Annotated in this window: 15 protein-coding genes; 9 read left to right on the forward strand and 6 right to left on the reverse strand. The window is 67.7% G+C overall.

The features are described from left to right. Positions 1-12: 12 nt before the first annotated feature. From tpiA to NUW50_RS06175, 6 genes are all read right to left on the reverse strand, one after another. Positions 13-783: a triose-phosphate isomerase gene (tpiA, locus tag NUW50_RS06150; protein ID WP_258288182.1), complete on the reverse strand. Its 771-nt coding sequence runs from the start codon at positions 781-783 to the stop codon at positions 13-15. A 60-nt stretch (positions 784-843) separates the two neighbouring features. After that, on the reverse strand, positions 844-1224 hold the full coding sequence (locus NUW50_RS06155) for a TfoX/Sxy family protein (protein ID WP_258288183.1): 381 nt from the start codon (positions 1222-1224) through the stop codon (positions 844-846). Further along, positions 1224-1589 (reverse strand): HesB/IscA family protein, encoded by a 366-nt coding sequence (locus NUW50_RS06160; RefSeq protein WP_258288184.1) that lies wholly within the window; start codon positions 1587-1589, stop codon positions 1224-1226. The genes NUW50_RS06155 and NUW50_RS06160 overlap by 1 nt, the downstream gene beginning before the upstream one ends. A gap of 29 nt (positions 1590-1618) precedes the next feature. Beyond that, positions 1619-2341 (reverse strand): DUF3307 domain-containing protein, encoded by a 723-nt coding sequence (locus tag NUW50_RS06165; RefSeq protein WP_258288185.1) that lies wholly within the window; start codon positions 2339-2341, stop codon positions 1619-1621. Continuing rightward, on the reverse strand, positions 2338-3003 hold the full coding sequence (locus tag NUW50_RS06170) for a hypothetical protein (RefSeq protein ID WP_258288186.1): 666 nt from the start codon (positions 3001-3003) through the stop codon (positions 2338-2340). The genes NUW50_RS06165 and NUW50_RS06170 overlap by 4 nt, the downstream gene beginning before the upstream one ends. Positions 3004-3178: 175 nt before the next feature. Further along, positions 3179-3544 (reverse strand): SUF system Fe-S cluster assembly protein, encoded by a 366-nt coding sequence (locus tag NUW50_RS06175; RefSeq protein ID WP_258288187.1) that lies wholly within the window; start codon positions 3542-3544, stop codon positions 3179-3181. Between the two features lie 99 nt (positions 3545-3643). On the opposite strand from NUW50_RS06175, the gene NUW50_RS06180 reads away from it, so the two are divergent. From NUW50_RS06180 to NUW50_RS06220, 9 genes are all read left to right on the forward strand, one after another. Continuing rightward, positions 3644-4285: a helix-turn-helix domain-containing protein gene (locus tag NUW50_RS06180; RefSeq protein ID WP_258288188.1), complete on the forward strand. Its 642-nt coding sequence runs from the start codon at positions 3644-3646 to the stop codon at positions 4283-4285. A 172-nt stretch (positions 4286-4457) separates the two neighbouring features. After that, positions 4458-5687: an efflux RND transporter periplasmic adaptor subunit gene (locus tag NUW50_RS06185; protein WP_258288189.1), complete on the forward strand. Its 1230-nt coding sequence runs from the start codon at positions 4458-4460 to the stop codon at positions 5685-5687. Next, positions 5684-8794: an efflux RND transporter permease subunit gene (locus NUW50_RS06190; RefSeq protein WP_258288190.1), complete on the forward strand. Its 3111-nt coding sequence runs from the start codon at positions 5684-5686 to the stop codon at positions 8792-8794. Before NUW50_RS06185 ends, NUW50_RS06190 begins: the two co-directional genes overlap by 4 nt. Positions 8795-9226: 432 nt before the next feature. Continuing rightward, positions 9227-9676 (forward strand): RrF2 family transcriptional regulator, encoded by a 450-nt coding sequence (locus NUW50_RS06195; protein ID WP_258288191.1) that lies wholly within the window; start codon positions 9227-9229, stop codon positions 9674-9676. Next, positions 9673-11304, forward strand: coding sequence for a cytochrome-c oxidase, cbb3-type subunit I (gene ccoN / locus NUW50_RS06200; RefSeq protein WP_258288192.1), 1632 nt, complete (start codon positions 9673-9675; stop codon positions 11302-11304). The genes NUW50_RS06195 and ccoN overlap by 4 nt, the downstream gene beginning before the upstream one ends. Before the next feature lie 4 nt (positions 11305-11308). Continuing rightward, positions 11309-12037 carry a cytochrome-c oxidase, cbb3-type subunit II gene (gene ccoO / locus NUW50_RS06205; protein ID WP_258288193.1) on the forward strand — a complete coding sequence of 243 codons (729 nt, stop codon included), beginning with the start codon at positions 11309-11311 and terminating at the stop codon, positions 12035-12037. Beyond that, positions 12034-12195: a cbb3-type cytochrome c oxidase subunit 3 gene (locus NUW50_RS06210; protein ID WP_258288194.1), complete on the forward strand. Its 162-nt coding sequence runs from the start codon at positions 12034-12036 to the stop codon at positions 12193-12195. Before ccoO ends, NUW50_RS06210 begins: the two co-directional genes overlap by 4 nt. Next, positions 12188-13114, forward strand: coding sequence for a cytochrome-c oxidase, cbb3-type subunit III (gene ccoP, locus NUW50_RS06215; RefSeq protein WP_258288195.1), 927 nt, complete (start codon positions 12188-12190; stop codon positions 13112-13114). Before NUW50_RS06210 ends, ccoP begins: the two co-directional genes overlap by 8 nt. Next, positions 13111-13272, forward strand: a complete 162-nt coding sequence (locus NUW50_RS06220) for a hypothetical protein (protein ID WP_258288196.1) — start codon at positions 13111-13113, stop codon at positions 13270-13272. Before ccoP ends, NUW50_RS06220 begins: the two co-directional genes overlap by 4 nt. Positions 13273-13276: the final 4 nt, after the last annotated feature.

Consider the following 13276-nt stretch of genomic DNA (forward strand, 5'->3'; position numbering starts at 1 on the left):
GGCGCCCTCCGGCTACTGGCCCTGTTCGCGTGCTCCCGCGTCGGCCAGGGCCTGGATGATCGGCAGGAAGTCCTTTGCCTTCAGCGAGGCGCCGCCGACCAGCGCGCCATCGACATCGGCCACCGCGAAGATCTCGGCAGCATTGCCGGGCTTGACCGAGCCGCCATAGAGCAGCCGGACCGAACGTCCGACCCCGGCACCGAAGCGGCGTTCCAGCCGTTGCCGGATGAAGCCATGCACCTCGCCGATCTGGTCGGTGGTCGGGACCAGGCCGGTGCCGATCGCCCAGACCGGTTCATAGGCCACCACCAGCCGGTCTCCTGTCACCAGATCGGGGATCGAGCCGGCCAGCTGGCCGCCGATGATGCCCAGCGTATTGGCGCTTTCGCGCTGTGCCTGGGTCTCGCCGACGCAGATCACCACGGTCAGCCCCTGGGCCAGGGCGGCACGGGCCTTGGCGCGGACATCCTCGTCCTGTTCGCCGTGGTCGGTGCGGCGTTCGGAATGGCCGAGGATCACATGGCTGGCGCCGGCATCCAGCAGCATCGCCGCCGAGAGGTCGCCGGTATGGGCGCCCGACTCGGCGCTGTGGCAATCCTGGCCGCCGACCGCGATCGGGGCCGCCATCGCCGCCATCCGCTGGATCAGCGTCGCCGGCGGGCAGATCAGCACCTCGGGGGCCTCCGCGCCCTTCGGCAAGCCGGCCTGCATGGCCGTCACCTCGGCCAGATCGGCCCCGGTGCCGTTCATTTTCCAGTTTCCTGCTGCCAGTTTGCGCCGCATGGCCGTCCTCCACTTTTGCGGAAGGTGATAGCCGCCCGGCCCGGGCAAGGGAAGCCGTCGCTAGCCGGATCGTGCCTTGCGGGCCTTCCGCTGCCGTTTCCGGACCGCCGCCGCCCGTGCCGGCTCCAGCGCCAGCCGGGCCCAGTGCAGCGCCTCGTCGGGATCGTCCAGCGCCGTTTCGGGCAACGACATCAGCGAGGTGACGACCTGTTCGCCATCGGCGCGGTGGAAGCTGAACGGTTCCGATCCGGCGGCGCGGAAGGCGGCCTCGGTGCCGGCGTCGGATTTCATCCAGACCCGGTCCGAGGCCGAGATCATCGCGAACATGACATCGCCCTCGACATAGAGCGAGACGCCGGAGAACAGCCGGCCCCGGGTGATCGGGCCCAGCCCGGCGAAGAGATCGGTGACATGCGCGACGAAATCGGGATCCGCCGCCATCAGCGGTCGGCCACGAGACTCTCGTCGAACTTGATCGATTCCCCGCAGCCGCATTCGTCAACCACATTCGGGTTGCGGAACTTGAAGCCCGAGGAAAGCAGCGTGGTCTCGTAGTCGATTTCGGTGCCGAAAAGGAACATCTGCGCCATCGGCGCGATCATCACCCTGGCGCCGTCCTGTTCCACCACCTCGTCATTCGGGTCGATCTCGGTGGCGTAGTCGAGCGTGTATTCCATGCCGGCGCAGCCACCTTTCTTGATCCCCAGCCGCAGCCCCTTGGTGCCGCCCTTGGCCATCAGCCCGGCGATCACTTCCGCTGCTTTCGGGGACAGGGTGACGGCCGGTTTTCCGGGAATGCCGAACATCGGGTCTCTCCAATTCTGGTTCCCCCAATCTAGGGGCTGAAGGGCAGGATTCCAAGCGGCGGCAGCGCGGCCATCAGCGCCCGGGTCGCATAGGCGACGATCAGCGCCCAGCCGAAGGAGGCCAGCGTGCCGACGATGACATATTCCCCGGCGCGGGTGTCCCTCGAGGTGGTCTCGAACCGCAGCACCGACTTGGCAGCGATCAGAAAGCCGATTCCTGCGGGCTGGCCGACGAGCACTAGGGTGAAGATCACCCCGCGCTCCAGCAGGCCGATCAGCTTGCCGCCGTTGGGCAGCCCGCGCGGCAGCCGGACATTGGCCCAGGGCCGCATGAGGAAGCCGACCGCAAATCCCCCGGCACGGGTGGCAAGGATCGCGCCCGCCACCAGGGCCATGAGTCCCGGCAACCAGTCCTGCCCGGCCCAGAGGCTTGAGGCCCAGAGCCCCGGCATCCACCAGGCGAGCGCCACCAGGGTCGCCAGATGCAGCGCCTGATCGGCAAGGTAAGGGCCAAGACCCCTGCCGGGCAGGGCGGGCTTGAGCAGGTCGATGGCCAGATGCACGAAGGCCAGCCCGGCCAGCACCGGCGCCGGTTGGCCCAAAGCGATCACCGCCAGCGCGCCGACGGCCAGCAGGTGTGCGGCCAGCGCATCGCGGTGCCGCTGGTCCTTGCCGGAGGCCATCCGGTTGGTCTGGAACACGAAATCGGCCAGGACATGGGCGAAGAGCAGGGCGGCGAAGGACTCGATCACGATGCCGCCTCCCAGGGGTAGAGCTCGAAGGCCCGAAGCGCCGGCTCCAGCGCCGCGGCCCCCGCCGAGGCCAGCCGCGACTGGACGGCCTGCCGGGTCACGCCAAGCTGGGCGGCCAGTTGGGCATGGGTGCGCCCGGGATGGATCAGCGACAGGGCCACCGCCTCGGCCTGAGCGGCCGTCCAGCGCTGGCTCTGCTGTTCGACAAGGGCCAGGATGGCCTCATGAAGGGGCGTGACGAGCTGCCGGAACGCCGGCTGGTCCGGGTCTTTCGGCCCGGCAATCGCCAGCCGCCGGTCATGCGGCAGCCCGTCGAGCAGATGGCCCGAGGTCACGAAAGCCGGTCCGGTGGCATCGCCCAGGTTCCGGGTGCCAAGGCTGTCCACCGCCCCGATCCCGATGGCGATCCGCGTGGCAAGGTCGAGGTCGGCCGCCCGCAGCCGGGCGGTCAGCAGAAGCGTCGCCCGGAGTGAGTCGGACGGGTTTTCCAGCACCATCTGCCAGCCGTCGCCGCGAAAGCGGGAGAACCGCGCGTCGGTCCGGGCCCGGGCCGCGATCTCCCGGGCCGCGGCGCCCAGACAGGTCATGGCGGCATCCACCTCTGCCGGGGCAGCCCGCGACGAGTCGATCAGATCACCGGTCAGTACCGCGACTTGGGGCATTCGGACGCCTCCGAGCGCGCAAGCGGATTTGCTTGCTGAGCTCGAAAGCAAACTTATATGCTTGCTATTTAGAAAGCAAGAATAATCATTTGCTATCAAGGGAAGCAAATGAATTGGTTTGCCTGGACCCCGCGCGGGGCAGGGGCGCCGTCGCAGCGACGAAGCGCCCGACAGGCTACATGAACCCCAGTTCCAGCCGCGCCTCGTCGGACATCATCTCCATGCCCCATTGCGGTTCCCAGGTCAGTTGCACATCGACCTGCTTGACCCCCGGCAGCGGCTCCACCGCATCGGCGACCCAGCCCGGCATCTCTCCGGCCACCGGGCAGCCCGGCGCGGTCAGGGTCATCAGGATCGAGACCTCGTTCTCGGGGCTGATCTCGATCGTGTAGACCAGGCCGAGATCGTAGATATTCACCGGAATTTCCGGGTCATAGACGGTGCGGCAAGCCTCGACCACCGAGTCGTACAACGGATGATCCGTGCTGGAGGGCTTGATCAACGGCGCGCCTTCCAGAGGCTCTTTGCTTTCGACTGTCATAGGTCTTCCCCGATTTCCGACCAATTATATAGGGATTGCCGCGCCAAGGTCCAGAGCCGACAGTGGACGCCGCCCGGGCAAGCGGCTATCGGATGTCGCATGAGCAAGACGACCCCAAGCAAGGCGGCGGAACCCTCGCTGATCCGCCTGGCCCGCGAAGGTGGCGGCGCCCCGGAAACGCCGGCGCCGCTCGATCTCGGCGAGCGGGTCCGCGAACTGCGCCGGGCCCGGAACTGGACCCTGGAGCAGGCGGCGCGGCAGGCCGGGCTGGCCCGTTCGACCCTGTCGAAGATCGAGAACGGTCAGATGTCGCCGACCTGGGAGGCGCTGAAGAAACTGGCCTCGGGGCTGCAAATATCGGTGCCGCAGCTCTTCACCCCGCCGAAGGACGACAGGATCTCGGGCCGGATGGCGGTGACCCGCCTGGGCGAGGGCGCGGCGCATGCGACGACGACCTATGAGCATGAATTGCTGGCCGGCGCCCTGACCAAGAAGGCGATGCTGCCCTACAGGGCGCGGATCCGGGCCCGGGCCTTCGAGGAATTCGACGGCTGGGTGCGGCATGACGGCGAGGAATTCCTCTATGTGCTGACCGGCATCGCGCGGCTGATCACCGAGTTCTACGAGCCGGTCGAGCTGCGCCGCGGCGACAGCGCCTATTACGATGCGACGATGGGTCACAACGTGATTTCGGTCTCGGAAGAGGATGCCACGATCCTCTGGGTCACCTCGCTGGCGTGACCCGGCGGGCCTGCGCCTGCACGCGATCGGGTGGCCTGTCCCGGACCGAGGGACGCCGGGGCCTTGCGCCCGCGAAGCTCACGGCATGGAAAACTGAAACATGTTTCGACGGAAATCTCCCGGTCCGCCGTTTGGTCCGGGAGCGACAGGACCGGACAGGAATTCATAGAACATGCGCAGATTTGCAACTTTGGTCGTGGCGGCCGGCATTCTTGCGGCGGCCTATGCCGTCACATTCGGCCTTCCCCCCTGGCTGTCGGAACTGACCGGAAGCGGCGGGGAACAGGTTGCCGCGACAAGCGGGGCGGCCCCGCAGGCGCCGGCCGGAGGCCGCCCCGGTCGCGGCGGGCCCGGCGGCCGGTCGGCAACGACCGTCGTCGTCACGACGCCCCTGGAACTGCGTCCCTATGACAGCGTGCTGAGCGCCATCGGCACCGCTTCGGCGTTGCGCAGCGTCGAAGTGGTCTCGGAAAGCGCCGGAACCGTGACCGAGGCGAACCTGGCGGCCAATCGCGCGGTCGAGGCGGGCGACGTGCTGCTGCGGCTCGACGCAAGGACGGAGGTGCTGAACCTCGAGATCGCGCAGGCGCAGCTGGAAAAGGTCAGGGACACCGTCACCCGCTACGAGCGGCTGAAGCAGAGCGACAGTTCGACGGTCACGGATGTCACGCTTTCGGAAGCGCGGCTGGACCTGCGCCTGGCCGAGGCGGCGGTCGGGCTGGCAGAGGTCGCGCTGGAGGACAAGACCATTCGGGCGCCGATCTCCGGCCGTCTGGGGCTCAGCGATATCGAGGTCGGCGCCACCCTGAGCGCCAACAGCGTCATCACCAGCATCGACCAGTCCGACGTTCTGGTCGTCGAATTCGAACTGCCGGAACGGTCCATCGGCATGCTGGCCGGGGCCAAGGAGGTTCTGGCCACCACCTCCACCCTGGCCGGACGGGTCTTTACCGGCACGATCACCTCCTACGACAGCCGCGTCGATCCGGTGACCCGCAGCGTTACCGTGAAGGCGCAGATCGACAATTCCGAAGGGCTGCTCTGGCCGGGGATGACCTTTGCCGTGCGGCTTGAGCAGATCAGCGATCCGCTGCCGGCGCTGCCCTCCACCGCGATCACCTGGTCGCGCTCGGGGTCCAGCGTCTGGATCGACGCGGATGGGGTGGCCGAACAGGTTCCGGTGACGATCCTGTATCGCCGCGACGATACCGTCTGGATCGACGCCGATATTCCCGTGGGCACGCAGGTCGTGACCGAAGGCGCGCAGAAACTGCGCGCCGGAGCGAAGCTTTCGACCGGGGCTCCCGCCCAGGCCGGCACCCCGCCGGTCGCGAATGCACCGCCGCGTCCCGGGGCCGATCCCGGCGCCGCGCCCGAAGCCGCGGCCGGGGAACCGACATGAGCGCACCGAAAACGCCGGGAATGAGGTCCGGCCTGGCCAATCTCTTCGTCGCCCGACCGATCTTCGGTGTGGTCATCAACCTGCTGATCCTGATCGCCGGACTCGCGGCGCTGCAATCGGTGGATGTGCGCGAGATGCCCGACGTGGACCGGCCGGTCCTGTCGGTGCGCACCAGCTATGAAGGGGCGGTGCCGGCCACCGTCGATCGCGAGGTCACGCAGGTGCTGGAGGATGCGCTGAGCGGGCTCGACGGGCTGGCCTATATCGAATCCACCTCGTCAAGCGGCGAGAGCCGCATCACCATCGACCTGTCCGAGGGCACCGATGTGGATGTCGCGGCCAACGAGGCGCGCGAGATCGTCTCGGCCACCCTGCGCCAGTTGCCCGACGCGATCGACGACGATCCGTCGGTCACGAAGAGCGACAGCAATGCCGATGCGATCATCCGCCTTGCCCTGCTGGGCGATGTCACCCTGGACGAGTTGACCGCGCTGGCCGAGGGAACGGTCTATGATCGCCTGTCCACCATCGACGGAATCGCCGAGGTCTCGGTGCGCGGCAGCCAGGCGAACGAGTTCCGCGTGACGCTGGACATGCCGGCCCTGCTCAGCCGGGGCCTGACCATCTTTGACGTCACCGAGGCGCTCTCGGCGCTGCGCGACGACACGCCGCTTGGCGCGCTCGAAACCGATTCCCAGACCATCTCGCTGCGGGTCGGAAATGCCGATGCGACGGTGGACCTGGTGGGGCAGGTGCCGATCGATGCCAACGCCCGTGTCTCGGACGTGGCCTTCGTCCGGCTGGTCCCCGAGGACAGCGCCGTCCTGACCCGGGTCAACGGCGAATCCGCCGTCAGCATCGACATCACCCGGCAATCGGTCGGCAACACGCTGTCGATCTCCAAGGATGTCGCCGTCGCCGTCGAGGAGCTGCGCGCAGCCCTGCCGGAGGGGGTCGAGCTGATCGTGACCTCGGACGACGGCACCTTCATCGAAGGGTCGATCAGCGAGGTGGTCAAATCCATCGGCCTTGCCACAATTATCGTGGTGGCGGTGATCTTCACCTTCCTGCGTTCGCCCCGGGCAACCATCATTCCCGCCGTCACGATCCCGGTGGCGCTGGTCGGCACCGTCGGAGCGATCTGGATCACCGGATTCTCGGTGAACACGATCAGCCTGCTGGCGCTGGTGCTTGCGACCGGGATGGTCGTCGATGACGCGATCGTGGTGATCGAGAACATCACCCGCAAGCGCAAGCAGGGGATGGGCGCTTTCGCCGCCGCGGCGGCGGGGACGAACGAGGTCTTCTTTGCCGTGATCTCGACCACGGCGACCCTGGCGGCGGTGTTCATCCCGATCTCCTTCCTGCCCGGCCAGGCGGGCGGCGTGTTCAGCGAATTCGGCTTCGTGCTGGCCTTCGCCGTCACCCTGTCGTCGATCACCGCGCTGACACTGACCCCGGTCATGGCCGCCATGCTCGATCCCGGCAAGCCCGGCGCCGGGGACATCGCGCGCCCGGCCACGCCCGGCTGGATGTCGCGCCTGTTCGACAGCGTCATGGACCGGGCCATCCGGATGCCGCTGATCGTGCTGGCCGTGGCCGGTGGATTCGTCATCATCGCGGCGGGGGCGGCGGGCAGCCTGTCCTCGACCATTACGCCCGAAGAGGACCGCGGTTTCTTCCTGATCCAGGCCAGGGGGGCGTCGGACACCACGGTGGATTACCTCGATACCCAGGTCGCGATGATCGAGGACATCCTTGCCCCCTATCGCGAGAGCGGCGAGGTCACTTCGGTGCAGAGCATCATCGGCATCGGCGGCGGCACCAGTGCCTTCATCATCGTGCGGCTCGCCGACTGGGACGAGCGCGAGCGGTCGCAATCGCAGATCGTGGCCGAGATCAGCAGGAGCCTGGCCCGGGTGCCGGGAATCCAGGCCAGCGCCCGAGCGACCAACAGCCTCAACATCCGTGGCGCGGGGCAGGGCCTGCAATTCGCGGTCACCGGCAACGACATCGACGCCATGACCGAGGCCGCCGATGCGCTTGTCGCAGCGATGGCGGCGGATGACGCTTTCCTGAACCCGCAGCTTTCCGCCGATGCCGTCGAGGCGCAGTTCGAGGTGCGGGTCGATCCGGACATGGCCAGCGTCTTCGGTCTGACCGAATCCGACATCACCCGGACCGTCAGCGCGATGATCCAGGGCCAGACCGCCGTCAGCGTCTTCGTGGACGGGGTCGAGACCGATGTGAAGGTCGTCCCCGGCGGCCCGCCGATCGACGATCCGTCGGATCTCGACTCGATCCAGATACGCCTGCCCGGCGGCGACTACGTTCCGCTGTCGGCGGCGGCGACCTTGGAACCGGTGGTCAGCCAGACGAGCCTGACCCGCCTGGGCGGCAGTCTCGCCGTCGCGGCGCAGGCCAATCTGGCCGAGGGCGTCGATCTGGGCGCCGCGATGGACCGTCTCTCGGCCATCGCCAGCGAGGTCCTGCCGGACGGGACGGGGCTCATCTTCACCGGCGAGGCGGCCAGCCTCAACGACAGCAAGACGGCGATGTACACGGTGTTCGGCGTGGCCTTCCTGGTCGTGTTCCTGGTGCTCGCGGCGCAGTTCGAGAGCATCGCCAGCGCGGTGGTCATCATGCTGACCGTGCCCTTCGGTCTTGCCGCCGCGCTGCTGGCGATCTCGATCAGCGGCGGGTCGCTGAACTACTACAGCCAGATCGGGCTGGTGATGCTGATCGGGGTGATGGCCAAGAACGGCATCCTGATCGTCGAGTTCGCGAACCAGCTGCGCGAGGCGGGGCAGGATATCGACAGTGCCATCCGCGACGCCCTGCGTCTGCGGATCCGACCGGTGATGATGACCATGGTCTCGACCGTGTTCGGCGGCCTGCCGTTGATCCTGACCTCGGGTGCCGGAGCCGAGGCACGCATCGCCGTCGGCTGGGTGATCGTCGGCGGTCTCGGTTTCGCCACCGTCTTCACCCTGTTCCTGACGCCGGTCTTCTATCGCTGGATCGCGGTCTGGGGTGCCGAGCCCGGCATGGCGTCGAAGCGCCTGCGGATCGAGACCGGCGGCGAAGGCGCGGGCTCGGCGGTCTGACCTGCCGGGCCCTGCGTCCTGACCGCCGACATCCGGACCCGCATCGCGAACACGAACCGCTTCTCGGCCCTCGGCAGGGCCGGGATCGACTCCGTCGCCTGAACCCGGGCGGGAAGGGGCCGGCTTTGGCCAGAGCGGGCTTTCCGCAACAAGGGCGTTCCGGAAGTGATCAAGGAGCGCCTGTCCGGTTGATGTCGTCCTGTTCGTGAATGGACCCAATCCGGTCTGGCTGACCTGCCGCCGGTCCTTCATCCCGCGTGTTCATGGACAGATTGGCGCGGCTTCGCTCCGCTGTTCCAGACCACCCAAGGGCGGGTTTGTCGAAATTTCCGACCGAAGCGCCGAGCGGCCCGCGCCTTGAAAACCCGCTTGCGTTTCTGTTCCGATTCTTAATAGGTATTATAAACACCGATTCAGAAAGGCCGGGCAGGGATGCGCCTCACATCTTTCACGGATTATGGCCTCAGGATGCTGATGCGGATGGCCGGTGCGCCGGACCGCGCGTTTTCCACGGCCGAACTCGCCGAGGAGTTCGGTCTGTCGCGCAACCATCTGACAAAGATCATGCAGCGCCTTGCGCAGGGCGGGATCGTCACCACCCGCCGCGGTGCCGGCGGCGGGGCGATGCTGGCGCGACCGGCCCGGGACATACGGCTCGGCGCCCTCGTCCGGCTGCTGGAGCAGGGGCAGGCCATGGTCGAATGCATGGCCAGTGACGGCGGCGATTGCTCGTTGACGCATTGCTGCCGGCTGAAGGCCCGGCTTCGCAGCGCCGAGGCCGCCTTTCTGTCCGACCTCGACAACTCGACGCTGGCCGATATCGTGCTGCCGGAAAGGGAGATCGATCGGGCCACCGCCGCGCCGCCGGGGCCGCGGCCATGACCGGCACGCTGAGCATTTCCGAGCGGCAGGTCGGGCTGGCGCTTGCGGTGGCGCTGACCCTATTGGGGCTGGTGATGGCGGCGGCGGCGCGCCAGGGGCCGATGGCGGTGCATGGCGCGATTGCCGCGGCGCTCGGCCTGGCGCTGGTCTTCAGGCTTGGCGGCGCGCTGTATGACCCGGAGGTTCCGGCCGGTCGCAGGCAGCGCTTCTACGACGCCCCGACCCGGTTCGGGATCGCGTTGACGGTGATCTGGGCCATCATCGGCATGGGGGTCGGTGTCTGGGTGGCGGCGCTGCTCTACTGGCCCGAGGCGACGCCGCCCTGGCCCTGGACCAGCTTCGGCCGCCTGCGGCCGGTCCATACCACGGGCGTGATCTTCGGCTTCGGCGGCAATGCCCTGATCGCGACATCGTTCCATGTCCTGCAACGGACCGCGCGCGCACGATTGGCGGATTCGATCAGCCCCTGGGCGGTCCTGATCGGCTTCAACCTGTTCTGCATCTGGGCGGTGACCGGCTATCTGATGGGCTCGACCCAGTCCAAGGAATATGCCGAAGCCGAATGGTATGCCGACCTGTGGCTGGTGGTGGTCTGGGTCACCTATTTCGTCCTCTACATGCGCACCCTCGCGCGGCGGGCGGAACCGCATATCTACGTCGCCAACTGGTATTACCTGGCCTTCATCCTGGTCGTGGCGATGCTTCACATCGTCAACAACCTCGCGCTTCCGGTCAGCCTTGCCGGGGCGCGGAGTTTCCCGATCTGGGCCGGGGTGCAGGACGCCATGGTGCAGTGGTGGTATGGCCACAACGCCGTGGCCTTCTTCCTGACCGCCGGGTTCCTGGGGATGCTCTACTACTTCCTGCCGGTGCGCTCGGGGCGGCCGATATGGTCTTACCGGCTCTCCATCGTCAGTTTCTGGGGCATCGTCTTCTTCTACATCTGGGTCGGCTCGCATCACCTGCACTACACCGCGCTGCCCTATTGGGTGCAGACCCTGGGGATGACCTTCTCGGTGATGCTCCTGATCCCGAGCTGGGCCTCGGCGGGCAACGCCATCGCGACGCTGAACGGCGCCTGGCACAAGGTGCGGGACGACGCCACGCTGCGCTTCATGTTCGTGGCGGCGGTGTTCTACGGGCTGTCCACCTTCGAAGGGTCGTTCCTGGCGATCCGGCCGGTCAATTCGCTGTCGCATTACACGGACTGGACGGTCGGGCATGTCCATTCCGGGACTCTGGGCTGGGTCGCGATGATCATCTTCGGAGCGATCTACACCCTGGCCCCGCAGCTGTCGGGGCGCGAGACCATGGCCTGGCCGCGCGCGGTCGAGTGGCATTTCTGGCTCGCCGTGACGGGGGCCCTCATCTATGTCGTGGCGCTTTGGAATGCGGGGATCACCCAGGGGCTGATGTGGCGCAGCTATGACGACAACGGGGCGCTGTCCTACAGCTTCCTGCAATCGGTCATGGCGATGGCGCCCTACTATCTGATGCGCACCATCGGCGGTGCCCTGTTCCTGAGCGGCGCGATCCTTTGTGCGCTGAACACCCGTGCCACGATGCGCCGCGCGACCGGCGCGGTGCGGGCCTGGGATCGACCGCTCGTTCCCGGGCCGGCGGAGTAGACCGATGCTGCGCCTGCATTACAACCTCGAGAAACTGTCGATGGGCATGGTCGTGGGGATCATCGTCGCCGCCTCGATCGGCGGTGCGGTCGAGATCGCGCCTCTGTTCACCATCGATGAAACGGTTGTCGCCCCCGACGACCTGCGCCCGCACACCCCGCTGGAACTGGCCGGGCGCGAGATATTCATCCGCGAAGGATGCTATGCCTGCCACAGCCAGATGGTGCGCTCGCTGGCGGACGAGATCGACCGATACGGTCCCTATTCCCTGGCGGGCGAAAGCGCGTGGGACCACCCGATGCTCTGGGGGTCCAAGCGCACGGGCCCCGACCTGGCGCGGATCGGCGGCAAGTATTCCGACGCCTGGCATGTCGCCCATCTCCTTGATCCGCGCAGCGTCGTGCCGGCCTCGATCATGCCGGCCTATCCCTGGCTGACGCGGTCGCTCGATACCCGGGTCCTGCCGGGCGCCCTGGCGACGCTGGCGGTGCTGGGCGTGCCCTATTCCGAGGCGATGATCGACCGGGCCGAGACCGATGCCCTGGCCCAGTCGCGCCCCGACAGCGATGCCGCCGAGGATGTCCTTGCACGTTACGGCGACGCGGTTGCGCTGCGCAGTTTCGATGGCGACCCGTCACGGCTGACCGAACTGGATGCCCTGGTGGCCTATCTCCAGTCGATCGGCACGCTGACGGCCGCCGCGCAGGAGGAACTGGAGGAGGCCGGCAAGTGACCCACGATCTGTTCCTGTTCCTGTCCAAGACCGTCGGCCTGTTCTGGCTGATGGGCTTTTTCCTGATTGTCGTGATCCGGGCCTACGCCCCCTCGCGCCGTGCCGCGCAGGAGCAGGCCGCGCGGTCGATTCTCGTGGAGCGGGGCGAAGATGACTGATGCGACGGATCCGGGGCGGCGGCACTCCGCCGGCCATCATGGCGGCGACCGTCCCGTCGATCCGGTGACGGGCCATGAAACCACCGGCCACGACTGGGGCGGCATCACCGAACTCAACACGGCATTCCCGAGGATCGTGATCTGGGCGCTGGTCCTGGCTTTTTCCTATTCGGTCATCGCCTGGATCCTGCTGCCCGCCTGGCCCTTGGGGCATGATTACACGCGCGGCCTGCTGGGGCTGGACCAGAGCGAGGAGGCGGTCAGGGAGTATCGCGAGATGGAGCGCGCCCGGGCCGACTGGCTTGCCCCGTTCGCCTCCGCCGAATTTGCCGCGCTGGCCTCGGATGCGCCCCTGATGGCGCGGGCCATGCCGGCCGCCGCGCGGCTCTTTGCAGACAACTGCGCCGCCTGCCATCAGGCGAAGGGGACTGGCGGGCCGGGCTTCCCGAACCTCGTCGATGCCGACTGGTTGTGGGGCGGCGATCCGGAAGAGATCGCCGAGACCCTGCGCGTCGGCGTCAACAGCACGCATCCAGACACCCGGGTCAGCCAGATGCTGGCCTTCGGACGCGACGGCATCCTGCCCGCCGGGGACATCGAACTGCTGGTCGATCATGTCCTGGCCCTGTCCAGGGGAGAGGACGCCGCCGACGGCCCCGGTGCGGAACTGTTTGCCGAGAACTGCGCCGCCTGCCACGGCGAGGGCGGTGTCGGCGGGCTCGGGATCGGCGCTCCGGCGCTGAACGACGGCGACTGGCTCTATGGCGGCAGCCCCGGGCAGATCAGGACGACCCTCAGACAGGGGCGGCAGGGCGTGATGCCCTCGTGGGAAGGCCGGCTCAGCCCGTCCGAGATCAACCTGCTGGCGCTCTACGTCGAAAGGCTCGGCAAGGGGAACCGGAACGAGGCCCGCGAATGACCGCCCCCGCGCAACGTCGTCTGGCCATTCTCGGCGCGCTGTTGCTGGCGGGCCTGTTCGTGGCCGCCAACATTCACCTGCTGGGCGTCGCCCTGACGTCGCGGAGCGCCTGCGTTCCGGCGGCGCCGGACAAGCCCCCGGCAAAGCGCGTCTGCTGAGGAG

This window comes from Frigidibacter sp. ROC022 (genome assembly GCF_024723735.1).
Classification (GTDB): domain Bacteria; phylum Pseudomonadota; class Alphaproteobacteria; order Rhodobacterales; family Rhodobacteraceae; genus SLM-1.